Here is a 24918-nt window from a genome sequence, read left to right as displayed (position 1 = left end):
CTCCTCGAGATCGAGGCTGATGAGACGGGCGGCTTGGCGAACTCCCGCCGACTTGCGGGCGGATCTGGTGCCTCGCAGATCTGCAACTGTTGCGCCGCCGCTGATGCGGACAATCTGGCCGACCCGTTGGCGGGTCAGACCAAATCGATCAGCAAGATCCGCAAGGGTGCGGCCGGTTTCCCAAAGCGCGACGATCTGCTTGTCACGCGCGGCCCTCTGGGGTTGGTGCAACGGAGGCGTCATCGAGCTGGCCGGGCTGGCGCAGGGTCCGTGGGTCGCCGCGTGACCGAAGCCGTCCCCCATGTCCGGCACGCTATCGGCTGCTGAAGAGTTCCCGAAGGCGGCCGTCGGGTGAGTCTGGGGCGTCTAGGACTGCCGTGATGATCCGTCGACCCTCGGGCGTCGTCTTGAGGATCGCCTCGTCGCGGGAGACGTGGGCCTTCAGGACGTTCCAGACGGCGCCGACATTCACGCCGTTGCCGAGCTGGCGGTAGGTGGCCGCTTGAGGCTGGGTGCCGAACGTGAAGCCGTCAGGGAATCCCTGCAGGCGCGCGGCCTCGCGCGGGCTGAGCCTGCGGCGACGGGGGCCGATGATCGAAGTCTGGGTGATCGCAACCAGCGCCGGAAGGTAGGTCGCCCGCTTCGCGCGGATGCCAGACGGGCGAAAATGCATCACGCAGTCCCACAGCCGTGGGGTGTCCTGAGCCTGCCACTCGAGCTTTCGCCTCGAAGGTGGGAACGCTTCAGTGAAAACACCCCACCGCGCGGCCCATCGGTCGATGACCTGGCGGTTCGCGTCGTAGAACGCGTTGTTTTTGGTCAGGAAGTCACGCTTCCAACTTGGCGTCTCGTGTGAGTCGATCTGTTCCGCGAGTTCCGCTGCCTTGGCTGCGGTTGTGGGCCAGGCGTCGGCCCACAGGGGGAACCCGGGCAGTCGACGGCCTTGGCGCGCCTCCCACATGAGTTGGACGAAGTCATCCCACGCATCGATCCACAACTTCTCTGCTGTGGAGAGCTCGCATCCCGACGCATGGTGGTCGGGCTCGAGGAAGTCGTCCAGTGACCACTCGCTCGAGGGATCAAATCCGTCGATGCGGGTGCTGGGAGTGACTGCGGGCTCGGGGGCGAAGTCGTCTCCGACCCCGTCAGGGTCGTAGGTAGCGGTGATGAAGACGCGTTCGCGGACCTGCGGGCGACCACCGCGCGAAGGCGGCACCTGATGCGGAGAGAAGACTGCCGGGGTCTCGGAGACGCGGTAGCCCTCGGCGCGGAGCGTCTCGATGATGACCTGCCACTCGTGTAGATGGCGCGGGCCAGCGAGATTTCGCACGTTCTCAAGCAGGAGCACGGTCGGGTGGTGCGCCTGGACGATGTTCAGGATGTGCCAGTACAGGGTGCCGCGCGTCTCATCCATGCCGCGCTGGGCGCCCGACTTGGAGAAGGGCTGGCAAGGGAACCCCGCCGCGAGCACGTCGTGCTCGGGGACGTTCATGACCGAGTCGGTTGCGTCGTGAGTGATGTCACCCAGCGGGCTGTGCCCCCAGTTGAGCTCGTAGACCCTCGATGCGCGTGGGTCGATCTCTACTGAGTAGACGCCCGTGCCGCCGAAGGCGGTGAGCGCTGCCGCGAACCCGCCGATCCCGGCGAACAGATCCACGAAGCGGAACGCGGGCTCGGTGGACATGGAGGAAGCTTAAAACGTCTGTTCGAGCTGCACAAGCTCCATCGCATGTCGCCCGGTCTGTATCGCGAGCATGGCACGTGGGTGGAGGCGCCAAGCCTTCAGCGGCACGATGCTCGCGTGGCTCTCACGTTCCACGTCCCGTCTCACCCGGGCTCGACGGGTGAAGCCGTCTCGCGCCGCATGCGCGCTCTGAAGCGCAGGGACAACGATGGCGAGCTCTCCGTACGCCGCTTGCTGCACGCTGCCGGATACCGCTACCGCGTCCACTACCCTGTCCCAGACCGGCCTCGCCGAACGATCGATGTCGCCTTCACTCGCGCCAAGGTCGCAGTCTTCATCGATGGATGCTTCTGGCACGGTTGCCCAGAACACGGGACGGCCCCCACGTCCAACGGGGCCTGGTGGGCGGCGAAGCTGGCGGCCAACCAGGCTCGAGACGCGGACACAACCGTTGCTCTCAGGTGTCAGGGGTGGCACGTGATCCGCGCGTGGGAGCACGAAGAGCCTGCCGAGGTTGGGGCCAGGGTCATCGAGTGCCTCCGACGTTTGGCCCTCGGTCACGAGTCCCTCAACGGGGCCTGACGGTACGAGTGCCGCTGGTGTCGGCGATGGCTGAAGCGTTCGCGAGCCATCCGGGCCGAACTGCGAGCGGCCGTCAGTTCCTTTCGGACACTGTCTTCGCTCGCTGCATCCGACCGTCACCTCGCCGACCGTCACCTCGCCGACCGTCACCTCGCCGACCGTCACCTCGCCGACCGTCACCTCGCCGACCGTCACCTCGCCGACCGTCACCTCGCCGACCGTCACCTCGCCGACCGTCACCTCGCCGACCGTCACCTCGCCGACCGTCACCTCGCCGACCCTCAAACACCACGACTCGTCTTGCATCCCGATGCCAGCGCGGGTCGAGTGACATCAGCTGGGTCCCCCGGGAGCCGCTGCGCGGCTGCCGAGCGACTGCCCGCAGGGGCATCTCGTCTCTTGTCACAACCGGTCTGTAGTGCAAACCTTTGACCATGTCCGCCGCCTCGGAAGAAGCCGACGACCCGTGGGCCGTCCTCGCGCACACTCGTGACCTCACTCGCCGGGTGCGCATTGCGCAGCGGACGACCTGGGTCGCCCTGCTGGTGCTCGCCGTCGTCGTGCTGGCGGCGATCCCGCTGTACGGGTACGCCCGTTACGGGTTTGGCTCCGCGCACTGCGCCACGAGCGCCGACGGTCGTCTGAACGTCTGCCTGCCGTACTCGACGCTGGTCCTCTGGTACTGGCCCGTCGCGCTGGTCGCCGCCTACTTGGTGATCGGCGCCGTGTTCGTCCGGCGGGCGCGGGCCCGTGGCGTCGGCACCCGCGTGACGGCCTATGTCGTCGGCGGGGTCGTGCTGGCGCTCGCCGCCGCGGGAGTCTCGCTGTGGGACGCCGCTCATCCGCTCAGCTGGGCGCGCGTGGCGGGCACGTTCGTGGATGTGGGCTCGTCGTGGGCGCCGGAGCTGAACCGGCTGGTCGGTCCCACCGGGGTGATCGGTCTCGGTCTGCTGGTCCTGGCACGGGTCGAGCGCAGTCGGGCCCTGGTGCTGTTCGCCCTGGTGTACCTGTATTCGGTGATGGCCAGCGTCCCGACCGGGCAGCGTTCTACCGCGACGCTGTCGTCGTGGGTGTTCCTGCCCGGCCTGCTGCTGCCCGGGCTCGTGCTGCTGGTCGGCAGTGGGCTGTTCGCCGTGCTCGAACGACGTCGGGCGGGCGCGTTGTGAGCGACCATCCGGTCAACGGGCTGGACGACGTCGTCCACCAGCGGGTCCGGCTCGGCATCTTGGCGGTGACCCAGGAGGCGCGCCGCGTCGAGTTCGGCTTCCTGCGCGAGACGCTCGGCCTCACGGCCGGGAACCTCTCCCAGCACCTCGCGGTCCTCGAGCGCGCCGGCCTCGTCGACATCGAGAAGGGCTACGAGGGTCGCCGGCCACGCACCTGGGTCAGACTGACCAAGGCGGGTGGCACCGCTCTGCGCGAGGAACTCGCGGCACTCAAGGCATTGATCCGGCAGCTCGAGTCGTAGCTGCGCCCCTCGGTGCCGATACCCAACACATGGGGGACTGGGAAGTTCGGCGGTGGCGTCGGTACGGCAAGGACCGGCTGTACGTGCACGACGGCGACGGCAGTCCCGTGGGCTGGCGGGACCTGCTGACGGGCGAGGACCACGTCGAGGTCCCGGAGCGGCTCGACGACCTGCGCTTCGCCCTCCAGGCCTGGCAGACGAGCGAAGGCGGTGATCTGACGGTCGTGTCGGCGCCGAGGGCGGATCTGGCACCGCAGGCCGAGGTCACGTCGGCGGTCGTCGAGGCGTCGACGGCGCACGTCGCCCGGACATCGACCGTCGATCTCGAGCCCTCGATGCCCGTGGCGCCACCGGTCTGGGACGACCTGGCTGCCCATCGGGCGGGCGAGATGGCGCGCCAGCAGGCGGTCGCCTTGAAGCAGGCCGCACCGGTCCGAACCTTCGTCGCCCGGGTGCTCGGCGTCCACACCGATGAGCGGGCGTGGCGGATCGGCGCCGACGGGGAGGAGTTGGTGGCCGCCCGGCTCGCCAAGCTGGCCAAGAAGGACCCGAGGTGGAAGTTCTTGCACGCGATCCCGGTCGGCGAGAACGGCTCGGACATCGATCACCTCGTCATCGGCCCCGGCGGTGTGTTCAGCCTCAACGCCAAGCACCACCCGGGCGCCCGGATCTGGATCCGTGACAACGCCTTCAAGGTGAACGGCCAGCAGCAGCCGTACATCCGCAACTCGCGTCACGAGGCTCTTCGAGCCGGCCGGTACCTGACGGCGGCGTGCGGGTTCCCGGTCTCGGTGGCGGGGGTCGTCGTCCCGGTGGGTGCCGACGACGTCACGATCAAGCAGCCTCCGGCCGACGTCTTCGTCGTAAACCGCATGGCGCTGACCGACTGGCTGCGCCGCAGGCCGGTCGTCCTCGAGGACGAAACGGTCGAGGCGATCTTCGAGGCCGCCCGACGGTCGACCACCTGGCGGCCTCAGGGCTGAGTGGCCCCGCCCCCGCGCGCAGGCGGGGTCTCCGGTTGCGGCTCGGATCAGGGCGTCGTGGTCCCTCGGAGCTCGGCTGCGACGGCTTCAGCCTCGGCTGGCGTCGCCAGCGCGAGCTCTCCCGAGCGGGTGGTGAGTGGTTCCTTGACGACGGGGGCGCCGAGCACCTTGCCGTCGAGGAGGATCGCTATCTGCTTGTCCACAGCGCTGGTGGTGACCTCGCGCATGGTGTCGACGCCGGCCTGGTCGTACTCGAGGTAGACACCGTGGCCCTGGGTCGTGACGGATGTCGGAGTCACTGTGCCCAGCGACTTGCCCAGCACGTAGGTGGTGGTGCCTTCCCGGTCGCACGCGGTGCCGGGTCCGTCCGCTGTGAGAGGCGGGGCGCTGCATGTGCCCGCAGTAGACGACGTGACGAGACGCAGCTGCAGCGAGTGCATCGGTGTACCGCCGCGAGTGTGTGCCGCGCCGCATCCGGTGGCGAGGAGCGCGACGGCGACGAGGACGCAGACACGGGGCATGGCGCGGGTGCGCACCCCTCGAGCCTCCTCGGGAATCGCGGAGCTCGTGGGCGGATCCCCCGTCGAGTTCGAAGGCTGCCTTCGTCAGTTGTCGACGCCCGCCAGGCGCTGTGGGCGTTGCGGTTGACGGTGGAGACGTCGACAGCGCGATCGACAACCGCAGCGACGGGCATCGACAGGTGGATCACCGCCGCTGCGCCATCTCGTCGGCACGACCCGGCGGCCCGGACGCGGCGCACCGAGTGCGCGCGGCGCTAGCGTTTCGATCACGCACGCTCGCCGCGCCGCCAGAGCGCACGGACAGCGGGCGCCGAGAAGTGGCCAGGGGGCGGTGCGCCATGTCGATCGACGAGCTGGACGTCTGGGCCCAGCCGCCCGGTCGGCGGCGAATGCGCCGCCGAGGCACTCGGCATGGTGTCGCGGCAGCAGCCGGAGTCATCGCCGTTGCGCTGGCTGTCTGGACCCTGGTCGGCATCCAGGTCGACGGCCCGCTGAGCTGGCAGCTGGCCGGGGGCGCAACCGCCTGCAGCCCAGATCCACTCGACGCGCCAGGCGACGTGACCTGGACGTTCGGGATCGGAGCAGAGCTGCCGTTCCGCATTCAGGACGTGCGCCTGATCGGTGCGCACAACGTCGCACTCGTCGGGGCCTACATCGCCGTCATCGACCCGGGGCCGGACGGGGTCTACCAGGTGCCAGCCGTGGCAGCCGGCTGGCCATCGTTGGCGGGCGGGATGTCACCGGCGAGCCTCGTCGACGCGGCTGGCGCCACCGTCACGGGGCCTGCGCCACACGCACTCGTGCTCCGACTTCGGGTGGAGGACCCGGCGATGGAGGCGAGCTTCAAGGACGTCGGGATCATCTACCGTTCCGGTCCCGTCCGGCACGAGAAGCGGCTGGAGTACATGCAGCGACTCGTCGCAGGGGGCTCCTGCACGTAGTCAGTACGGCGGGGCGATGGCCGGCGCCGCCGCATGTTGCAGGCTCGGTGCACACGTCTGGATGTGGAGCCATCTCGTCCCGGTCACCGGCCGACCCATAGACAAGCCGATAGACAGCCATGTCACCGCGATGTCACCGGCGGGATGTCACCGGTTTGTCTATCGGTTTGTCTATCGCTGCTGAGGATCGTCGCGCGCGTGCCACGACCTCCGCTGCCTTCGTCGTCCGCGACGCCCGCCGATCAACCGGTACCCGTCGCGTGTTGCTCGTCATCCTGCACTCCCGCTTGTAGGGGGACCACGCCGTGGCGCCCCGCGAGAGGGGGTGCCTCGCGGTGCTGGCGATCGCCAAGTTGACCGTCGGTGACGGGTACGAGTACCTGTCGCGGCAGGTCGCCACCGGTGACATCGAGATGTCTCGCAGCCAGGCGCTGGCCGCTTACTACGCCGCGTCGGGCACGGAGCCGGGCGTGTGGCTCGGCCGTGGTCTGGACGGACTGGCCGAGGTGCGTCGCGGCGACAAGGTCACCCGGCAGGCGATGACCCGGGTGTTCCGCGACGGTCGTGACCCGTCCACCGGGGATCCGCTCGGTGTTCCGTTCGATGCCGTGCACGTCGGCCGGGGCAAGCCGGTCGCCGGCTTCGACCTCGTCTTCACCGTCCCCAAGTCCGCCTCGGTGCTGTGGGCGCTCGGGGACGCGGCCACCCGGGAAGCCGTCGTCGGCGCGCACCGCAGCGCGCTGGCGCAGGCGCTGACGTTCCTGGAGGACAAGGCGATCCGGACGCGGGTCGGTGCCGGTGGCTCTCGCCAGGTGCGGACCCTCGGGGTGGTCGCCGCGGGTTTCGAGCACGTCGACTCCCGGCTCAACGACCCGAACCTGCACACGCACCTGGTGATCGCCAACAAGGTGCAGACCTCCGACGGGACGTGGCGGGCGCTCGACGGACGCACGCTCCTGCAAGCCACGGTCTCCGTCAGCGAGCTGTACGACGGGTTCCTCGCCGACGAGCTGAGCCGGCGGCTGGGCGTGCGGTGGGAGCTGCGCGACCGTGGTCCGCGACGCAACCCGACGCTGGCCCTGCAGGGAGTGCCCGACGAGGTGCTCGACCTGTTCTCCCGACGCGGCGCCCAGGTGGACGCCGCCCAGCAGGCTTGGGAGGCGACGTTCGTCAACAAGCACGGCCGCGCGCCGGATCCGGTCGAGGTCACCAAGGCCCGCGCCCTGCTGACCCGCTCGACCCGCCCCGCAAAGGTGCTGCGGCCGCTGGGCGACCTGTTCGAGGAGTGGGCCAACCGGGCCCGGGCGGTGACCGGGCTGGAGCCGCGCGACCTGGCGGCTCGGGCGCTGATCGGGGACTACGGGCGCAGCTTGCACGTGCACGACGTCGCAGGGCCGATGCGCGCCGCCCTGGTCGACCAGGTGCTCGCCGACGTGCAGGGGCGTGCGGCCGTCTTCAGCACCTGGACGCTGACCGCGGCCGCAGCCCGCGCCACGCGGGTGCTGCCGATGGCCTCGCCCGACGAGCGGATCGCCCTGGTCGGAACCCTGGTGACCGCGGCGGCTGGGTGCTGCGTGCGCCTGGACGACGGTCAGGTCCGCCGGATCGGGGAGGAGAAGTTCACCACCCCGGCGATCCTGGCCGCGGAGCAGGAGCTGCTTCACCGGGCCGCGTCGCCGACGGGGCTCGGTGTGCCGCGGGACTTTCAGATCGCCACCGCGCTGGCCCGTCACCCGCGGTTGAGCCAGGACCAACGTGCGGCGGCGGAAGCGGTGCTCGCCTCCGGGCAGGTGGTCGACACCGTCGTCGGCCCCGCCGGGTCCGGCAAGACGACCACGCTGCGGGCCGTGATCGACGCCTGGCAGTCGCTCCACGGCGCATCGGTGATCGCGCTCGCCCCGTCGGCGACCGCGGCGCACGTGCTCAGCGAGGCGTTGGGGATCCGGGCGGAGACCACCGCGAAGTGGCTGTTCGAGCACGCCCGCAACGACGAGCGCGACGCGCAGTGGCGGGAGCTGGCGGCCCGGATCTCGCTCACCCCGCGACCGGGCCGCGACCAGGTCGAGGCACGCGTCGTCGACCTGATCGACGAGATGAAGAGCTGGCAGCTGTCCCCTGCGCAGCTCGTGGTGCTCGACGAGGCCTCCCTGGCCGACACCCCCACCCTGGCCGCCCTCGTCAGCCAAGCGCAGGCCGCCGGCGCCAAGCTCGTGCTGGTCGGCGACCCCGAGCAGCGGCCTGCGGTCGGACCTGGTGGTGGGTTCGGGATGCTGGTACACCGGCGCGCCACGGCGCAGCTGACCGCGCTGCACCGGTTCTCCCAGCCGTGGGAAGCCGCAGCCAGCCTGCAGGTCCGCGCCGGCGACGCCCGGGCCATTGAGATCTACCGGACCCAGGGGCGTATCAGCTCAGGTGCGCCCGACGAGGTCCTGGACGCCGCCGTCCAGGCTGCCGGGCAGGACACCGCCGACGGGAAGGTGGTGCTGCTGCAGGCTGCCGACACCCGAACGGTCCACGAGCTCAACGCCCGCGCGCACGTGGCTGCCGTTCTGGGCGGCCGCGCTCACCTTGCCGGCGGGGTGCGGCTGTCCGACGACACCCTCGCGAGCGTGGGCGACCGGGTGGTGACCCGGCACAACGAGCGTCGACTGCGCACGGCCGACGGGTTCGTGCGGAACGGCGCGCTCTGGGACGTGACCGCCACCGCTGACGACGGGTCGCTGACCGTCCGTCCGGTCGGCTCGCGGGCCGAGCGCGGTGCTGCCGTCCGGCTGCCCGCCGGCTACGTCCGTGAGCACGTCGAGCTGGGCTACGCCACCACCACCGCCCGATCCCAAGGCCGCACGGTCGACACCACCCACACCGTGGTGAGCGCGGCGATGGCCCGCGAAGACCTCTACGTGGCGATCACTCGCGGCCGCGACCACAACCAGCTCTACGTGCAAACCGGCCCGTTCGACCCCGACTGCCCACCGGGCCGCGCCCGCCGCGAGGAGGTCGACGAGACCCTGCGCACCGTCCTGGCCACCAATCGCATCCCCACCACCGCCACCGAGACGTGGACCGCGAACCATCCCGACGAGCCGGTCCCGCTCGCACCGCCCGCCCCGACGCGATCGTCGGGGACCGCCATCGCCGACGACGACATCGACCGGCCCTATCGGCGAGTCCGGGCGGCGCGTTCCGCCCTGCCGCCCCCGTCAGCGATGGCGCCCCTGTCGCGCCCGCCAGCTGCCGTCGTCGACCGCCCGTTCGGCGGTTGACCGACCATCACCGGCCCCGACCGCTCACCACCGGAAACACCCGCACCCAAGGAGTCCCGAGATGACGCTCACCACCACCAACCCGTCCCGTGCCCCGTACCTGACGGTCGCCCAGGCCGCCGACGAGCTCGCCGTCACCGACCGCTTCATCCGCAAGCTCATCGCCGAGGGCCAGTTGCGCGCGGTCAAGGTCGGCGACCGTGTCCTCCGGATCCGTCGCACCGACCTCGAGGACTTCCTCCGCCCCGCGCGGGTCATCCCTCGGTTAGGTCGACGCTGATCATCTGCGACCGATGGGCGCTGACGCTGGCGATCTCCAGTTCACCCAGCAGCCAGCGAATGCAGAGCCGGCGCGCCGGGCATGCTTCCCCTGGCGGTGCGTACCGCCTCATCAGGGGGTCATCGCATGGGTGTGCATCTCCGTCTCGGGCCGCGCGTCGCACGGGTGCACGTCGGCAGCCGTGGGATTGGCGTCAGCTCTGGCATCGGGCCGTTCTCCGCGTATGCCGGCACCGGCCGCCGCTCGCGAGCCAGCGCCGGATCCGGCGGGGCCGGGATCACATTCCTGTTTGTCACGCTCATCGCGCTCGTCATCGTCTACTGGTGGGTGGTGCTCATCGCACTCGGCGTCGTCGTGTTGATCGTGGCCGCCGTCCGCCTGACGCGTCGCATCTCAGCCGAACGTCGTGCAGCGGCTCAGGCGGCGGGTGTGCGTCTGGCGCTTCCGGCTAGCACGGCTCCAGCGTCAGCCGCCCAGTTGCCAGCCGGGCCGTCGGCACAGTGGATGCCGCAAGAACCGCGACCTCTGTCGGCGCCTTTGGCCGTCCCTCGTACCGACTGGGTGCCCGCGCCCGCCGCCGCGCTCGTGCCTCACCCGCAGTCCGGCGTTGCCGTCCCGTCCGTTGCCGCGCCGTTGCGGCAGTGGACCGGTCAAACGCCGGGACCCACCGCCCACCCGCTGGCTGACGGGACTGCACAATGGACAAAGCAGCCGGTCGTGCCCGTGTCTGCATCGGCCACGCACCCGGCCCGACGTACGCCGCAGGCAAACCACGGTGAGGGGCTCGCGGCCGATGTCCGGGTGCGCACGGCCCAGACGGATGCGGCGCGCCGCGCTCAGGAAGCTCAGCGGCGGGCCGCCTGGCGGGCGGAGTATGGCGAACCGTTCGTTGCTCCACGGCGGCTGCTGCCCGTGAGCGTCGTGCTGTGGGTGCTCGGCTTCTTCCTCTTGTTGCTTGGTGCCGACATCGTCGAAGGGCAATACGTCACGCTGAGCATCGCAGCGCTGTCGATGGCCGCCGCCACGATCGCCTGGGGTGTCTACCTGTGGCGCGGCATCCCTTCACGTCGAGCCGCAGCGCTCGAGGACCTGACCAAGAGCGAACGTCGGACGTTCGCAGCCGCCCGCCGGTCCCGTGCATGGGCTCTAGTGGTGTGGCTCATTGCCATCCCGGCCATGACCGCCATCGTGGGCGTGATCAAGCCGGGCCGCACAGGCTCCGTCGGCATCTATGTAAGTGCATGCTTCGTGATTCTCGGCCTCGCCCTGGCCGGCGCAGGTGCTTACCTGTGGCGCGGCCTCATCGTCACCCGCGCCCGGCTGAAAGAACTGCACGATGCGGACCAGGCGCTCCTAGCGGCGGGACACGATCCGTGCGGCGCGACGTTGACAGCGCTCGCCACTCCCAGCGCTTGAAGACTTGCGGCCCCTGGGGAAGAGCCCAGAAGGTCAGCGCAGACTAGTCATCTTCATCTACATCGTGATCTGCATCGTCGGGCTGGCCGGGTTGCCCCCAGTGCCGGTGCTCTGGGTGACCTTGACCGCGCGTCTGCTGGTTGCATGCCCCTAATTAACCAGTATGGTTCATGACATGGTGGCGGTTAATAAGCAGTGGACGACGACCGCGTCTCGTCGGGCGTCGGACGCCCTTGCGGCACTGCTGCATGACGCCCTGGGATCGGCCATCGCGGTCGATCGGTCCCCGTCGGGTGAGCTGCTGCTGCACTACCAGGCTCGCACTGCCGTTCTCAGGCCGTTGTGGGCGGGTGCGGGTTGGCCTACGGATGTCGATCGCCTGCGCCGTTCACAGGCGTGGGAGTCAGCAACCGTCCATGGCGTCCCGGTTGTGGTGGGTCAGAAGCTTTCGAGCACCGTCCGGGAGGCACTGAGTCGAGACGGTGTCGCATGGGCTGACGAGACAGGCAGCGCTGCAATCGACGTGCCCGGTCTGCTGATTCGGCTCAGTGACCCCGGCAAGGCTGACAAGCGCGCCACCGCCAGGCCCAAGACGGAGGTGCGGTGGTCACCGGCGGTCGGCCTCCTCGCCGAGGCCCTGCTCGAGCCGATCGCGGGCAGCGCCAGTTCCGAGCGGACCGAGCTGCCGAAGATCGCCGCGCTCGCCAACCAGACAGGGGTATCGGGTCCCTTCATCTCCCGCACGCTCCGTGGGTTCGACGCCATGGGCTGGACAGCCAAGAGCGGCGGCGAGCGCGGTGCAACGACCGTGCGCGAGCTCGTCGACCCTGGTTCTCTGCTGAGCGCGTGGGCGCACTGGTACCCGGGCTCGCGACCGCAGGGGATCGCAGCACATGCCCTGATCCGCGACAGCACCGCGTGGCTCGCCGACGTCGCGCGTTCGTGGCCGCGAGGCTCGTGGGCGCTGACCGGTGGCGTGGCCCTGGAGCGTCGGGCGCCGTTCCTCACGTCCGTACCGGTGATCGAGCTCTATCTCGCCGAGGACGTGTGCGTGGACCCTGGGCGGCGAACGGCGGCGTTCAACACTGCCGGGCTGCGAGAGGTGGACTCCGGTGCGCGCGTGGTCGTCTTCCCGGCGTCTCGCGCGGCCCTCGGCCTCATGGAGCGCAGCCCGTGGTGGACGCCCGAGGATCCCGAGGTGGGCAGCATCCGGTTGTACGGGGACATCCTCGCCTCGCAGACCGTCCGCAGCGACGAGGCCGCGGACCACCTGCGGCGCACGCGGATCGGCTTCTAGTGAGGTCCCCGTTGACCCGCGACCTCGCGGAGCGCGCCCTCATCCGGCTGGCATGCGCGATCGGCGAGCACACGGAGTCGCTCTGCGTGATCGGCGGCCTCAACGCCGACCTGCTGACCGACGCCGATATCCCGCACCAGGGCACCAACGACATCGACCTCCTGGTCGAGGTCGGCCTGGTCTACGACCGCGACGACCTCGACTTCGGCTGGCTCGAGCGAGGTCTTCATGAGGCTGGCTTCACGCCGGCCACAGACGGTCGCCCGTGGATCTGGTACGCGGACGTCGACGGGGTTCCGGTGCGGCTCGACGTGCTGTGCGACGCGCCGGACAGTCCTGGCCAGGAGCTGGCGTTGCCGGGCGCCTCGAACGTCGCGGCCCAGAACATCGCGGGTCCCGCCCCGGCGCTCACGCAGCCGGTCGCTCGAACACTCCCGGTCCCGGCCGAGGAGGCCGCGATCGTGGGACGCCCGGCTGGTGCGCCGGTCCAGGTCCGCTTCGCCAGTCTCGGGGGCTACATCCACGCCAAGGCGGCTGCGGTGCACCACCGACGCGAACCGCGGGACTTCTACGACTTCGCGTACGTGCTGCTGCACAACTCAGCGGGCGGACCGGCTGCCGCCATCGTGGCCGCGCTCGCCGCGATGCCCGACCACCCGCACTCCGACCATCGGGCCACCCTTCGGGCGGCGCTGAACGCGCTCAGCGGGGCAGACGGTGCAAAGCACTACGCACGGCAGCGCCAGCTCGACGGAGACGAGACGGAGGAGGCCGTCCTCGCGCAGGACGCCGTCGGCGCAGCACTCCAAGCGTTGGCGGCGCTCGACGCCGAGTTGCCATCAAGCTGAGCCACCGTCAGCCGGTCCGCGTGGGGCCCCCGCTGGACCACCTACGCGCGCGACGGCCACGGCCGGCAACGTCGCGCTTCGCGAGCTCGCCGACGTCGACCCGAACCATCCGCGGCACTTCCAGTTCAGCATCTTGCGCGTCTTCGGCCCCAGCGTCCCCCAGGTCAATGCGACGTTGGCGTACGGCCCGGCGGGCATCGAGCTGTGGGCGCGGCACCGGGACGGCGCGGTCGTCAGGGTCGTCGAGCATCCGTGGTCGCAGATCGTCGACGTGAAGGTGGCCGATGACATCCGGGACTACCGTGGCCGGCGGGTCCTGGGCCTGCGGACCACGCTCGTCGACGGTCGCGAGGAGGACGTCGTCGTCACGGTGCGCGGGGACATGATCTTAAGATCCTCACGCGCCGCGAAGCTACGGCTGACCGCGCTGGCGCACGACATCCTGGCCTGCCGCACCGCCCCGGTCATGCCCCGCGCCTGAGCCGCAGCGGGTCGGACTCAGGAAGGGGACCGCGTCGAGTCGTCGATCTCGACGGAGTACGGGCTCCCGGTGGCAGGCTGGCTCACGAGCCGGAACTGGTGCACCGTGGGGGAAAGGACCATCCCGGCCGTTCGCCCGTCGTCGGCCTTCGCCCGCGCCGTCACCTGCGCGGCCGTGGCCGGGACCACAGTGACGTCGACGCCCTTCGCGCAGTCCTGCGTGAGACGCAGCAGCACCAGGCCCCCGTCGTGGATCTGCGATGGCCCGGCGCTGACGTCCCACACGAGCGGCATGTCGGGTGCCGTGAGGAGCGCCTGCCCGCAGACCTTGAACGTCCCCTCGCCTCCTACCTGGTTGCACCCAGGAGTGAAGTTCACCGGCACGACGACCAGCGCCGCGACCGCCGCCGTCCGCCAGCGGGAACGAGGACGGGCAGCGACTGACCCGAAGGCCCGCACGTTCGAGGCGTCGTGCCGGTGGGCGACGCGCCGGACGTGCTCGCGGTTCACCGGCAGCTCGCCATCCGCGGTGTGCGCACGTAGTGGCGAACCACGCGGGGGCCAGCATCCTGTCTCCCGCATAGCGACACCCGTGTGCGACGCACGCGGTACTGTGTGCTCGGAGTGCAACTATTATCGGCATCTGAGGTGACTATGCCCGCCTATCTCCCGAGGCTCGTCGACGACCAGCTCACCCGCGGCCTTCGCTCCGCGGGTGCCGTGGTCCTCGAGGGTCCCAAGGCGTGCGGCAAGACGACCACGGCGCGCCAGCAGGCGGCGAGCCTCGTGCGTCTCGACGCGTCGCCGCAGCTGCGCGTGGCCGGTCAGGTCGACCCCGGCCTGCTGCTCGCTGGAGAGACGCCTCGGCTGATCGACGAGTGGCAGCTGGTTCCGGAGGTCTGGAACGCGGTGCGTCACTCGGTCGACGAGCGTCAGGCGAGCGGGCAGTTCATCCTCACGGGGTCCGCGACCCCGACCGACGACGTCACGCGGCACACGGGCGCCGGGCGGTTCTCGCGAGTCCGGATGATGCCGATGTCGCTGCTCGAGCAGCAGCGTTCCAGCGGGGAGGTGTCCCTTCGGGCTCTGCTCGACGGTGAGGCCGCCAGCAGCGCGGGGAGCGACCTGGACCTGCTCGGTGTCGCACAGCTCCTGTGCCGCGGGGGCTGGCCGGGGAACCTCGAGCGGGAGCTCGGCGATGCGATCAACGCCAACCGCGACTACCTGGCGACGATCGCCGGCGCCGACATCGTCACACTCGACGGTGTCCGCCGGGACCCTCGCAAGGTCAGCGCGCTGATCTTCGCGCTCGCCCGCAACGCCGGAACCTACGTGACCAACCGCACCCTGCAGGCAGATATCACCGGTGACGGGCAGAACCTCGCCCCGCGGACCTTGGACAGCTACCTGGACGCCCTCGCCCGACTATGGCTGTACGTCGAGCAGCCGGCGTGGGGCCAGCACATGCGCTCGTCGGCCCAGGTGCGGCGGGCCCCCAAGCGACACCTGGTCGACCCGTCCCTCGCGGCGGCCGCCCTGGGCGCCACTCCCGAGGCGCTGGTGGCAGACCCGGAGACCTTCGGGCAGCTGTTCGAGAGCCTCGTGTTCCGTGACCTGTCGATCTACGCCCAGGCGATCGACGCTCGGGTGTTCGCGTACCAGGACACCGCTGCCGAGCTCGACGCGGTCGTCGTCCGCGGCGATCGTTGGATGGGGGTCGAGGTCAAGCTGTCGGGCCGTGCGGAGATCGTCGACGGGGCCGCGTCCGGGATGCTCCGGCTCGCTGAGCGGATGCGAACTCCGCCCTCAGCCCTTGCCGTCGTGACAGCCACCGGCCCGTCCTACCGTCGGCCGGACGGCGTCGTCGTCACCTCGATCCTGGACCTCGGCCCCTGACACGATCGTCGAAGGACACCGTGGCCGCTCACCTGCGGTCGGAACAGCACTCACATGATCAGCGGAATGCGGCGCCTCGCCCCCGTAGGATCGGTAGCCTTTGGACACGCAGAACGGTAGCGTTTGACTCGGCGCAACGGTAGTGTTCACGCGTGCCGTACACCACCCGCGTCCTAGACGGGCAGCTGGACCGCTTCCTGGCGGGGCTCCCAGCGGTCGTGATCGACGGCCCCAAGGCAGTGGGCAAGACGGCCACTGCGACCCGGCGTGCAGCAACGGTTCTGGCCCTCGACGATCCGCTCGAGCGGGCCCTTCTTGAGGCTGACAGCGGGCGACTGACGGCGGTGGACCGGCCGGTGCTGGTCGACGAGTGGCAGCTGTACCCCGCGGTCTGGGACCAGGTGCGGCGTGCCGTTGACGGCGGGGCACCTCCCGGATCGTTCCTGCTCACCGGCTCCGCGACGCCGACCTCCGCTCCGACGCACACCGGGGCCGGGCGGATCGTGCGGGTGCGGATGCGTCCCATGTCGCTGGCCGAGCGCGGCCTCGTCGAGCCGGCCGTCTCGCTCGCCAGCTTGCTCTCCGGGGAGAGGTCGGCCGTCGCCGGGGCCAGCACACTGAACCTGTGCGACTACGCCGACGAGATCGTGCGCAGCGGCATGCCCGGGATCCGTGCGCTCGACGACGACGTGCGCCCCGACGCCCTCGGCGGCTACGTGGAGGCGATCGTCGATCGTGACTTCCCCGAGCTCGGCCACGTCGTGCGCCGCCCCGCGACCCTGCGCCGGTGGCTCACGGCCTACGCGGCAGCGACCGCCACGACCGCCTCCTACAACTCGATCATGGATGCCGCGACAGCCGGGCAGAGCGACAAACCGGCCAAGACGACGACGATCGGCTACCGCGACACCCTCGAGCGTTTGTGGCTGCTGGACGAGGTGCCCGCGTGGACCGGAACGAGGTCCCCGATCGCGTCTCTTGGGCAGGCGCCCAAGCATCACCTCGCCGACCCGGCCTTCGCCGCTCGGCTCCTCGGGGTGAACGCGGCGGCGCTCGTGAGCTCTCCGAGCCCCGACGGCCCACTGATTCCCCGGGACGGCACGCTGCTCGGCGCCCTCTTCGAGGGGCTGGTGACGCTGTCCCTCCAGGTCTACGCCGCTCATGCCGGTGCACGGGTCAGCCACCTGCGCACGCAGCGCGGTGACCACGAGGTCGACCTCGTCGTCACCCGCGACGACGGGCGCATGGTGGCGCTCGAGGTCAACCTCGCGCCGGTTCCGACCGGCGACGACGTCCGGCACCTGAAGTGGCTCAAGGGACAGGTCGGCGACGACCTCCTCGACGCGGCGGTGATCACCACCGGACCAGCGGCCTACCGCCGCCCCGACGGGATCGCCGTGATCCCGGCCGCACTGCTCGGCACCTGAGGCCGTCGTCGATCTGACGAATCACACCGCCGGCCTGGAGGTGGGCTGCCGATCGGCGGGCTCAGCTCTTCCGGGCTCCCGTGGTGACGACTCGGCCCCTGCCCGATGGCGCCACCCCAGGTCGGGGCCGCAGCAAGACGATGAGCACGGCGACACCGACTGCGGTGATGACGCCGACCGGCCCCATGACCGACCACGCGGGCTCTCCGCCGCGGGCGGCCGTCACCAGCGGGGTGACGAGGATCGGCAGGCCCGTCATCACGAGGAAGACGGTGGCGGCCGGCGCGAGCGCCAGCCCGAGCGGGCGGCGCAGCAGGACGAGGCGGCCGATGGCCAGGACTGCGGGCAGGAACACCGCCAGGTCCAGGACGTGCACCGGGTTCGAGGGCAGTGCCAGGTCGGCGGCGCCCGTCGGCGGCCGGCCCGCGAGGACGGCCGGGACGATGTCGGAGAGCCACAGTATGGTGAACACCGCCGCAATGACGATCAGGTACCAGCCCACCACCCGGCGCGGGGCGCCGGCGAGAGTGGCGGCCACCACGGGTGGGCGGGCCGCGCGCAGGCCTCCGACGAGGGAGAAGAAGGTCAGGCCGAGCACCGCGACCCAGGCCAGGAAGAGCGGCCCCACGTGGATCGACATCGTGTAGATCACGTAGTTGTAGACGGTGAAGGTCAGCACGCCGGTCCACAGCAGGTGCGCCCGCACGGATCCGCGCCAGGCCAGCCACGCCAGCAGGAGGGTGGCCGGGCCGGCCACGACGAGGTTGACCAGGTCCTGGGCGATGGCTTGGTCGACGAACGAACGCGTCTCCTGGCCGTAGATCGCGTGGACGCTGGCCAGCCCGATGCCGCTCGCGATCATCCCGACGGTGGCCGCCGCCGCGGCTGCGGCCCACCAGGGTGAGGCTGCGTCTCGTTCGACCGCCGGGGTCGCCCCCTTCTTCTGGCGGAGCGCGGCCTGGGCGGGGGGTGTCTTCGTCGGCACGACTCAAGCGTGTCGGAGCGCGCGGCGGGCGCACCGTCCAAAGGTCCTCCGCCCGGCGCGGCGACGATCGGTGAGGCACTGGAAAACGAGCCGTTGAGGAGCGTCCGAATCGGTCAATCCGCAGCTCCTGGGGACGACAGATCGCCGGAATATCCCTGTGCGCTGGCGCGGGCGAGCACCGCGGCTGGCCGTGGCAAGGCACCACGAGGACGGCCTCAGTGCCTGACCGAGTGCTGCAGCTCGCACTCCAGGCCGCGCAAGCGCCGACGAACCTGCAGGCCACGACCCTGCCGCGGGCCGGAAACACCATGCGGTCAGCCCCTTAAGGCATGCCTTTACGTGCCTTAAGGGGGTTCCCAGAGGGCCCCACGGGTGCATCTCGGTGTAGAGTCGCACTCGTCTGACCAGCAGTTTTACCCGGTCTTGAACGTCCGAAACCCCTCCTGGGTGAGCTTCCCAAGCTGAGAGCGCGGGTTCGATTCCCGTCACCCGCTCCATCGTTTTCCACCGTTCCAGCAGGTCGCCGACGTGGTCGACGGCGGCGGGGACTTGCAGATGGACACCAGCAACGTCGCCTCCGATGTCACCGAGGCGCCCGGGTTGTGCGGCGAGGCGTGCTGCCGAATGAAGTAGTTCAGCGCAGCAGCTGACCAGTCTCGTCGTCGAATCGCACTTCCGGCAGGGCGTTCGCCGGCTCGCAGTCTGCGCCGAACTGGCGCCCCGTCTCGCCGAGCGCGCCGAACCGCGCAACGCGGGTGACCATGAACCACCACCCGACCAGCGAGCTGGCGATGACCCCGTGGAGCTGGCGCGCCGCTGCCCTGTGGCCGTCAATGGGCCCGTTGGTGATCGTCGCGTAGAACCGATCAGCGAACTCCGGATCCTCCCCCAGCGCCGCGGTCTCGACTGTTCCCCATAAGCCCTTGGGGTCCTGCCGGTCAGCCCGCGCCTGCGCTAGTTCATCGAGCCGATGGAACCTGCCCGCGTTCGCGTACAGGTGCAGGCAGTCCAGCAGGACCGGCCACACAGGATCGTCGTCGACCCGACGCACAAGACGGGCGACGTAGTCGACTTCCTGCTGGGTGTCGAGCCACCGGTGAACCCGCACGCGGAGATCCGCGTCGAGCTTGACGAGGTTGTGGGAGTACAGCTTCTTCATGTCGGGCCACGCGTGGTCGTCGCCAACCATGCCGAGACCGACACCTTCAGCAGTTTTTCGACACCGATGGACCAGACGGTGAGCACGGGATCGAGCACAGTCCCGCTGTAGTCCGAGTCGGCTAGTACGTGGACCCCGTGGGCGAGAAGCTGCCGCGCGGACTCCTGCTCGAAGACCAGCGCGAAGCCTTGGTTCATCGCTAGAGGCTGCGCGCCGGCGGATCCGTTCGGTGCACTCACCGGCCGACCTTGAGCGACGCGAAGATCACCACGGCGACCAGCACCGTGAGGATCACCCCTCCGACTGCTACCGCTGTCCGTCGCACCATCGCCGCCCCCTGTTCGCGTGGTGTCCCGGTACGCCCCGGGACATCACGCGAACCGTCCCACCATCCACCGGCACGTGAGCCCCGAACGCCCCAAGGAACGGGCGCCCCGGGGCTCACAGTCACGCGATCAGGCGAACCGGGCAGGGCAGGTCTCCCGACGCACAGAGGTGGTCACGCTTCGGAGACTGGTGAGGCCGCGTGGCAGCGACGATCGGAGCCCTTACTCGCGGAGTGCGGTAGTTCTCGTGTGAGAACTATGGTTATCGCACGAGTAGTTGGGGACTCACCTGGAGTGGACGATGGATGTCTCGAACCCGATCGCTGACGTCGTGCCGTCAGCTCACGGTCCCGTGCTCGTGGTCCTGGCGTCGACGTCCACGCCGCTCACCGGCCGAGCGATCGCCGACCTCACTCGCCCGCGAGTCTCCCAGCCCCGCGTAGCGCGCATCCTGACGGACCTCGCCGAGGCAGGTCTGGTCGATCGGGTCCAGGCAGGATCTGCGTCGCTGTTCACGCTCAACCGCGAGCACCTCGCTGCCCGCGCAGTGGAGGAGCTCGCCACCCTCCGCAGCCTGTTGTGGGAGCGGATCTCCGAGCATGCGGCGGGATGGAGCCATCCGCCCGAAGCGATCATCGTTTACGGCTCGACCGCTCGCGGCGACGGGGGCAGCGCTAGCGATGTCGACCTACTCGTCGTGCGCCCGGCGACAGTGGATGAGGACGACGCCAACTGGCAGCGCAACCTGACCGCCCTCGGGCTCGCGGTACCGCGCTGGACGGGCAACCCCTGCGAGATCCTCGATCGGTCCCGAGCGGATCTGCGCGCCATGGCGTCTGCCGGAGAACGCCTTCTCAGCGAGATCCGCCGCGACGGGCGGGCCATCGTCGGATCGCTCGCCGTGGTACCAGCTCCGAAGGCAGCCTGAGATGGGTGCCCGGGACGACGCACTCAACCACCTCCGCAAGGCCCGGGAATTCCTCGAGGCCGCGGGCCTGGAGCTCGAGCTCGAGCTCCACACCGCTGCGGCGTCATCGGCCGTGCTCGCTGGGATCAACGCCAAGGACGCCATCTGTCTCCAGCTCACCGGACGAACCGGCAAGGCCGAGGACCACCGCTCTGCGGTGCCCGAGCTGGCCGGCGCCGGACCCGCGGGAAAGGCGCTCGAGCACACCTTTCGCAGGCTCCTCGGGCTCAAGACGGCGGCGCAGTACCAGGCGCGACCGATCAGTCGGACCGACGCGGCGAAGGCGGTCGAGTGGGCGACCCGCATGGTCGACGCCGCCCGGGACGTCACGGGCTCCTGACTGCCCGCTCGGCAGCGGCCCGTCAGTTCAACGCCAGCTCCCGCCAGCGATCCCGCGCAGAGGAGTGGTGCAGGGCCAGCAGATCGCTACTTGGGCGAACTCGCGGCGCGATGTTGACCTGGACACCGTCGAGGGCCTCCAGGTGTCGGTACCGAGCGATGAGGCCCGGTGCCACGTGTGTGGTCCAGGGCGCGGGGTCGATGGTGAGAAGCAGACGGTCGAACAGCCTGTGGACGTCGGCGCGCAGCAGCAGGCCTGCATCGCGGTCGTGTCGCTCGAACTCCGCGAACGACGCCAGGTGGGCCGCGTCCAGCACTGCTTCTGGCTGCGGACCGGTCACGGCACAGACAGAGTCGAACCGCTCCAGAAGAGCATCCCGGAACTGGCCTTGGCCGATCCTGCGGGCGTAGAACGCGTCGATCCGTCCACTCGGGATCGGCTGTTCGGCCGTCAGGGTCATCACGCGGAATGCTGATTCGACGCCACCGTGGAACTGGACGAGCTGCAGTGCGCGGTCGACGTCGAGACGGCGGATCGCGTTCTGGCGGTCTCGACCCGCGTAGACGCGATCGAGGGCGCGGGTCGGAGCCGGAGAGGTGAACGGCGTCCACGTCGATTCGTATGCGGCGACGTAGGTCGTCACGTCCATCTGCGCCTGGATCGGCTCGGCGAACTCTGCCTTGCAGTGCGGGCAGTGGTAGGCCGGGTTCGCGTGCAGACGAGGCTTCTGACCGGCGCGGCTGCACACGGGACATCTGAGCATCGGCTTCGTGTCCCGTGCAGCTGCGATGCTCGTGACGACGCCCCATCCGAAAACGAGCCAGCGGTCGCGCATGACCACGATGTCGCCGACACCAATTCCCGCGTGATTGACCACGTTGGAGTCGTAGGCGTACCGAGAGCCCAGCGTGTCGTCGTACGCATGGCCGAGGAGCTCCTCGCGAGCTGCCGAGTAGCAGCTCCATGCGTTCAGCACAGTCCGGCTTTCTCATCGAGAGCGGATGGTTCGCGCTGAGCTCACCAGACAACGCCGTCGGTAGGCAAGGCAGACCGCCGCCAAATCGACCCTTTGACGCGCTCCCTTCCGAGTGCACAGCGCCCAGCGGCTCCGAATTCGGCCGCTGGTCAAGCTTCCGGCGACGCAACGATCGAGGCCGGGAACTCCGGCACCGACAGGGCCTCGTGTCAGATGTCGGCTGCGCCGATACGGCACTCATGGGCGAGTGGCAGGTTCGGCGCTGGCGTCGGTACGGCAAGGACAGGCTCTACGTCCACGACGGTGACGGGCTTCCCGTCGGCTGGCGGGACCTTCTGACCGGGGACGATCATCCGGACACCCCCGAGCACCTAGGGGCTCTGCGTCGGGCGCTCGATGGCTGGCGTCCGGACGCGCCCGATGCGCCGGCGCCGGCGGTGGCACCGGCTGTGCCGTCGGCAGGTGATCCGGGCGTCGCACCCCAGGCCAGTGACGAGCACGTGTCCAGGTCCGCGGTCCAGTTCGCACCCGTCTCGCCTGATCCGGTGTCCCCGTCACCCGTCGTCTCGTCACCGCCGGGAGCCCCGCCGATGTGGGAGGACCTCGCTGCTCATCGCGCCGGTGAGATGGCCAGGCAGCAGGCTGTGGCCCTGAAGCAGGCCGCGCCGGTCCGGACCTTCGTCGCCCGAGTGTTCGGCCTCCACACCGACGAGCGGTCGTGGCGCATCGGCGCCGACGGCGAGGAGAAGGTCGCGGCACGGCTCGCCAAGCTGGCGAAGAGGGACCCGCGTTGGAGGTTCGTGCATGCCATCCCGGTCGGGGAGAACGGGTCGGACATCGACCACCTGGTCATCGGTCCGGGCGGGGTGTTCAGCCTGAACGCCAAGCACCACCCCGGCGCGCGCATCTGGGTCCGGGACAACGCCTTCCGCGTGAACGGCCAGCAGCAGCCGTACATCCGCAACTCCCGGCACGAGGCGCGTCGCGCCGGCCGCTACCTGACCGCGGCCTGCGGGTTCCCGGTCGACGTCACCGGGATCGTCGTCCCCGTTGGTGCCGACGACCTCACCATCAAGCAGCAGCCCGCGGACGTCGTCGTCGTCAACCGGATGGCGCTGGCCCCGTGGCTACGCCGCCGGCCCGACCTTCTGGGGGAGGCGGCGGTCGACGCCATCTTCGAGGCGGCGCGGCGCTCGACCACGTGGCGGCCTCAGCGCTGAGCAACTTCGCAGTCCCTGGACGCCTGGCGCAACCGCTGGTGGCATCCGACGTCTGACGGTCCCGCCGAGGCCGTGCCATCCTCGGCGCCCACCACCGAGATCGCGCCCCCATCGACGGCCAAGCGGCCGAGGCGGGCCCGGCTCCTGCGCTGGGGAGGCCGACCGCCACCTTCTCGGCTCTCGGGGAATTCACAGGCTGTGGCGCCACGATTTCGCCGGTCAGTTCCGGTGGGGGCGAGAGAGGTAGGCCTGTGGCTGACGCGGCAGGTGCTCCGATCCTCGAGGTCGACGGTCTCGTCGTGCGGTACGGGTCGTACACCGCCGTCGACGGTCTGAGCCTCAGCGTCGGGCGCGGTGAGATCTTCGGGCTGCTCGGGCCGAACGGCGCGGGCAAGACGAGCACCCTCTCGGCGATCGAGGGGCTGCTGCACCCCGCGGCCGGGGCGGTGAAGGTCGTGGGCCACGTCGCGACGAGCGAGCCGCTGGCGGTCCGTGCCCTCATCGGCGTGCAGCTGCAGGCGTCGAGCTTCCAGGCAGAGCTGACGCTCACCGAGATCCTGCGCCTGTACTCAGGGCTCTACGGGCTCACGCTGTCCGCCGACGAGCTGAGCCAGCGGCTGCGTCGGGCAGGCCTGGCGGACGAGGCGGGCAAGCGCTACAAGCAGACGTCCGGCGGCCAGCAGCAGCGCTTCTCGCTGCTCGTCGCGATGCTGCACGACCCGCCGCTGCTCCTGCTCGACGAGCCGACGTCCGGGCTGGACCCGCAGGCTCGGCGCCAGCTGTGGTCGCAGATCGAGCGGGCGCGCGGCGAGGGCGGCTCGATCCTGCTGACCACCCACTCGATGGAGGAGGCCTCGGCCGTCTGTGATCGGGTCGCCATCATCGACCACGGCCGGCTCGTCGCTCTGGGCACCCCCGCGGAGCTGATCGACCAGCACCGCACCGACCCACGGGTGCTGCGCGCGGCGCACGGCGACGTCACGCTCGAGGACGTGTTCATCGGCCTGACGGGGGACGAGATCCGTGACTGAGACGACCCTCCTGAAGCCGCCGCCGATCGGCCTGGCGATGCGCACGCTGCTGCGCGCCGACGCCACCGTGCTGCTGCGCAACCGGCAGGCGCTGCTGCTGTCGATCGTGCTGCCGGTCGCGATGCTGTTCATCACCGGTGCCGGCAGCGGGCGACGGCAGGTGCTCGATCCGGGGTACCTGATCGGCCTGGCGATCACGTACGGGCTGATGGCGTCGGGCCTGTTCGGCTACCCGATGGCCGTCGCGCGTGACCGCGAGTCGGGCGTGTTCCAGCGGATGCGCGTGACGCCCGTGCCGATGTGGACGGTCTCGGTGAGCCGGATCGTCGTCCAGCTGGTGCTCTCGCTGGTCATGTCGCTGGTGGTCCTCGGCCTCGGCGGCGTGCGCCACCACCTCACGTTCAGCCTCTCGAACTGGCTCCTGGTCCTGGTGGTCTCGCTGCTGGGCGCGGCGGTGTTCCTGGCGATCGGGCAGGCGATCGTCGGCCTGACCACCACCTCGGGCCAGGTGAACGCGTTCAGCCGGGTGCTGTTCGCGCTGCTGCTCGTCGTCGGCCTCGTCGGCTCCTCCGGCCTGCTGGGGACCACGTTCAAGACGATCGCCGGCTGGACGCCCGTCGGCGGCCTGTCCAACCTCTTCAGCGCCGCCACCGGCAGCGTCGGTTGGGGCTCCGACCAGGTGATCGGGCTGGTCGCGTCGGTCGGCTACGCCGTGGTGTTCGGGTTCATCGGCGTCCGGTGGTTCCGCTGGACGGTCCGCTGAGTCCCGACGAGGCACGGACGGACGCACCCGAGCGCGTCGCCGCAGGCAGGGCCCTCAGGATGCAT

The 24918-nt window shown here is 70.2% G+C and carries 25 protein-coding genes; 18 read left to right on the top strand and 7 right to left on the bottom strand.

The genetic code is table 11. The features are described 5' to 3' along the window. Positions 1-313: 313 nt before the first annotated feature. The gene (locus ACFQTY_RS00430; RefSeq protein WP_378095702.1) at positions 314-1684 is read right to left on the bottom strand and encodes a DNA cytosine methyltransferase; all 1371 of its coding nucleotides are present in this window, start codon (positions 1682-1684) and stop codon (positions 314-316) included. A gap of 45 nt (positions 1685-1729) precedes the next feature. Here ACFQTY_RS00430 and ACFQTY_RS00425 point away from each other — a divergent pair, with 45 nt between their 5' ends. The 4 genes from ACFQTY_RS00425 to ACFQTY_RS00410 all read left to right on the top strand — a co-directional run bounded on the left by ACFQTY_RS00425 (position 1730) and on the right by ACFQTY_RS00410 (position 4717). Then, complete coding sequence (locus ACFQTY_RS00425) at positions 1730-2266, top strand: very short patch repair endonuclease (protein WP_378095699.1); 537 nt, start codon at positions 1730-1732, stop codon at positions 2264-2266. A 434-nt stretch (positions 2267-2700) separates the two neighbouring features. Then, positions 2701-3432 carry a hypothetical protein gene (locus tag ACFQTY_RS00420; protein WP_378095696.1) on the top strand — a complete coding sequence of 244 codons (732 nt, stop codon included), beginning with the start codon at positions 2701-2703 and terminating at the stop codon, positions 3430-3432. After that, positions 3429-3734: a transcriptional regulator gene (locus ACFQTY_RS00415; protein WP_378095693.1), complete on the top strand. Its 306-nt coding sequence runs from the start codon at positions 3429-3431 to the stop codon at positions 3732-3734. The genes ACFQTY_RS00420 and ACFQTY_RS00415 overlap by 4 nt, the downstream gene beginning before the upstream one ends. A gap of 29 nt (positions 3735-3763) precedes the next feature. Beyond that, positions 3764-4717, top strand: a complete 954-nt coding sequence (locus tag ACFQTY_RS00410) for a nuclease-related domain-containing protein (protein ID WP_378095691.1) — start codon at positions 3764-3766, stop codon at positions 4715-4717. 47 nt (positions 4718-4764) lie between these two features. On the opposite strand, the gene ACFQTY_RS00405 is transcribed toward ACFQTY_RS00410, so the two are convergent. Then, positions 4765-5253: a hypothetical protein gene (locus tag ACFQTY_RS00405; protein WP_378095689.1), complete on the bottom strand. Its 489-nt coding sequence runs from the start codon at positions 5251-5253 to the stop codon at positions 4765-4767. A gap of 323 nt (positions 5254-5576) precedes the next feature. Here ACFQTY_RS00405 and ACFQTY_RS00400 point away from each other — a divergent pair, with 323 nt between their 5' ends. From ACFQTY_RS00400 to ACFQTY_RS00370, 7 genes are all read left to right on the top strand, one after another. Next, entirely contained in the window at positions 5577-6179 is a 603-nt protein-coding gene (locus ACFQTY_RS00400) for a hypothetical protein (RefSeq protein ID WP_378095686.1), read from the top strand. A 305-nt stretch (positions 6180-6484) separates the two neighbouring features. Beyond that, complete coding sequence (gene mobF / locus ACFQTY_RS00395) at positions 6485-9442, top strand: MobF family relaxase (protein ID WP_378095683.1); 2958 nt, start codon at positions 6485-6487, stop codon at positions 9440-9442. A gap of 61 nt (positions 9443-9503) precedes the next feature. After that, positions 9504-9722 (top strand): excisionase family DNA-binding protein, encoded by a 219-nt coding sequence (locus ACFQTY_RS00390; RefSeq protein WP_378095680.1) that lies wholly within the window; start codon positions 9504-9506, stop codon positions 9720-9722. 126 nt (positions 9723-9848) lie between these two features. Then, positions 9849-11138 carry a hypothetical protein gene (locus tag ACFQTY_RS00385; RefSeq protein ID WP_378095677.1) on the top strand — a complete coding sequence of 430 codons (1290 nt, stop codon included), beginning with the start codon at positions 9849-9851 and terminating at the stop codon, positions 11136-11138. Between the two features lie 523 nt (positions 11139-11661). Further along, the gene (locus ACFQTY_RS00380; RefSeq protein ID WP_378095674.1) at positions 11662-12435 is read left to right on the top strand and encodes a hypothetical protein; all 774 of its coding nucleotides are present in this window, start codon (positions 11662-11664) and stop codon (positions 12433-12435) included. Between the two features lie 11 nt (positions 12436-12446). Beyond that, complete coding sequence (locus ACFQTY_RS00375) at positions 12447-13283, top strand: nucleotidyl transferase AbiEii/AbiGii toxin family protein (protein WP_378095671.1); 837 nt, start codon at positions 12447-12449, stop codon at positions 13281-13283. A 133-nt stretch (positions 13284-13416) separates the two neighbouring features. Beyond that, positions 13417-13764 carry a hypothetical protein gene (locus tag ACFQTY_RS00370; protein ID WP_378095668.1) on the top strand — a complete coding sequence of 116 codons (348 nt, stop codon included), beginning with the start codon at positions 13417-13419 and terminating at the stop codon, positions 13762-13764. Between the two features lie 17 nt (positions 13765-13781). Here the strand turns inward: ACFQTY_RS00370 and ACFQTY_RS00365 are convergent, their stop codons facing one another. Then, positions 13782-14273: a hypothetical protein gene (locus ACFQTY_RS00365; protein WP_378095665.1), complete on the bottom strand. Its 492-nt coding sequence runs from the start codon at positions 14271-14273 to the stop codon at positions 13782-13784. A gap of 144 nt (positions 14274-14417) precedes the next feature. On the opposite strand from ACFQTY_RS00365, the gene ACFQTY_RS00360 reads away from it, so the two are divergent. Beyond that, complete coding sequence (locus ACFQTY_RS00360; protein WP_378095662.1) at positions 14418-15659, top strand: ATP-binding protein; 1242 nt, start codon at positions 14418-14420, stop codon at positions 15657-15659. 152 nt (positions 15660-15811) lie between these two features. Next, positions 15812-17086, top strand: a complete 1275-nt coding sequence (locus ACFQTY_RS00355; protein ID WP_378095659.1) for an ATP-binding protein — start codon at positions 15812-15814, stop codon at positions 17084-17086. A gap of 61 nt (positions 17087-17147) precedes the next feature. On the opposite strand, the gene ACFQTY_RS00350 is transcribed toward ACFQTY_RS00355, so the two are convergent. From ACFQTY_RS00350 to ACFQTY_RS00340, 3 genes are all read right to left on the bottom strand, one after another. After that, on the bottom strand, positions 17148-18071 hold the full coding sequence (locus ACFQTY_RS00350; protein WP_378095656.1) for a hypothetical protein: 924 nt from the start codon (positions 18069-18071) through the stop codon (positions 17148-17150). A gap of 634 nt (positions 18072-18705) precedes the next feature. Then, on the bottom strand, positions 18706-19230 hold the full coding sequence (locus ACFQTY_RS00345) for a hypothetical protein (RefSeq protein WP_378095653.1): 525 nt from the start codon (positions 19228-19230) through the stop codon (positions 18706-18708). Beyond that, entirely contained in the window at positions 19227-19427 is a 201-nt protein-coding gene (locus ACFQTY_RS00340; protein ID WP_378095650.1) for a hypothetical protein, read from the bottom strand. The genes ACFQTY_RS00345 and ACFQTY_RS00340 overlap by 4 nt, the downstream gene beginning before the upstream one ends. 430 nt (positions 19428-19857) lie before the next feature. On the opposite strand from ACFQTY_RS00340, the gene ACFQTY_RS00335 reads away from it, so the two are divergent. Together ACFQTY_RS00335 and ACFQTY_RS00330 are read left to right on the top strand one after the other, a co-directional pair. Continuing rightward, a complete protein-coding gene (locus ACFQTY_RS00335) occupies positions 19858-20484 on the top strand; it encodes a nucleotidyltransferase domain-containing protein (RefSeq protein WP_378095647.1) in 627 nt (208 codons plus the stop codon). 1 nt (position 20485) lies between these two features. Beyond that, positions 20486-20863, top strand: coding sequence for a HEPN domain-containing protein (locus ACFQTY_RS00330; protein WP_378095644.1), 378 nt, complete (start codon positions 20486-20488; stop codon positions 20861-20863). 22 nt (positions 20864-20885) lie between these two features. On the opposite strand, the gene ACFQTY_RS00325 is transcribed toward ACFQTY_RS00330, so the two are convergent. After that, positions 20886-21839, bottom strand: a complete 954-nt coding sequence (locus ACFQTY_RS00325) for an HNH endonuclease (protein WP_378095641.1) — start codon at positions 21837-21839, stop codon at positions 20886-20888. A gap of 545 nt (positions 21840-22384) precedes the next feature. On the opposite strand from ACFQTY_RS00325, the gene ACFQTY_RS00320 reads away from it, so the two are divergent. The 3 genes from ACFQTY_RS00320 (at position 22385) to ACFQTY_RS00310 (ending at position 24853) form a co-directional block, all read left to right on the top strand. Further along, positions 22385-23059, top strand: a complete 675-nt coding sequence (locus ACFQTY_RS00320) for a nuclease-related domain-containing protein (RefSeq protein ID WP_378095638.1) — start codon at positions 22385-22387, stop codon at positions 23057-23059. Between the two features lie 251 nt (positions 23060-23310). After that, on the top strand, positions 23311-24090 hold the full coding sequence (locus ACFQTY_RS00315; protein ID WP_378095634.1) for an ABC transporter ATP-binding protein: 780 nt from the start codon (positions 23311-23313) through the stop codon (positions 24088-24090). Then, entirely contained in the window at positions 24083-24853 is a 771-nt protein-coding gene (locus ACFQTY_RS00310; protein ID WP_378095631.1) for an ABC transporter permease, read from the top strand. Before ACFQTY_RS00315 ends, ACFQTY_RS00310 begins: the two co-directional genes overlap by 8 nt. Positions 24854-24918: the final 65 nt, after the last annotated feature.

The organism is Cellulomonas sp. T2.31MG-18 (assembly GCF_964266755.1).
In the GTDB taxonomy this organism is placed as follows: Bacteria; Actinomycetota; Actinomycetes; order Actinomycetales; family Cellulomonadaceae; genus Cellulomonas.
The sequence above is the reverse complement of the archived record's forward strand: the minus strand, read 5'-3'. Positions and strand labels throughout refer to the sequence as shown.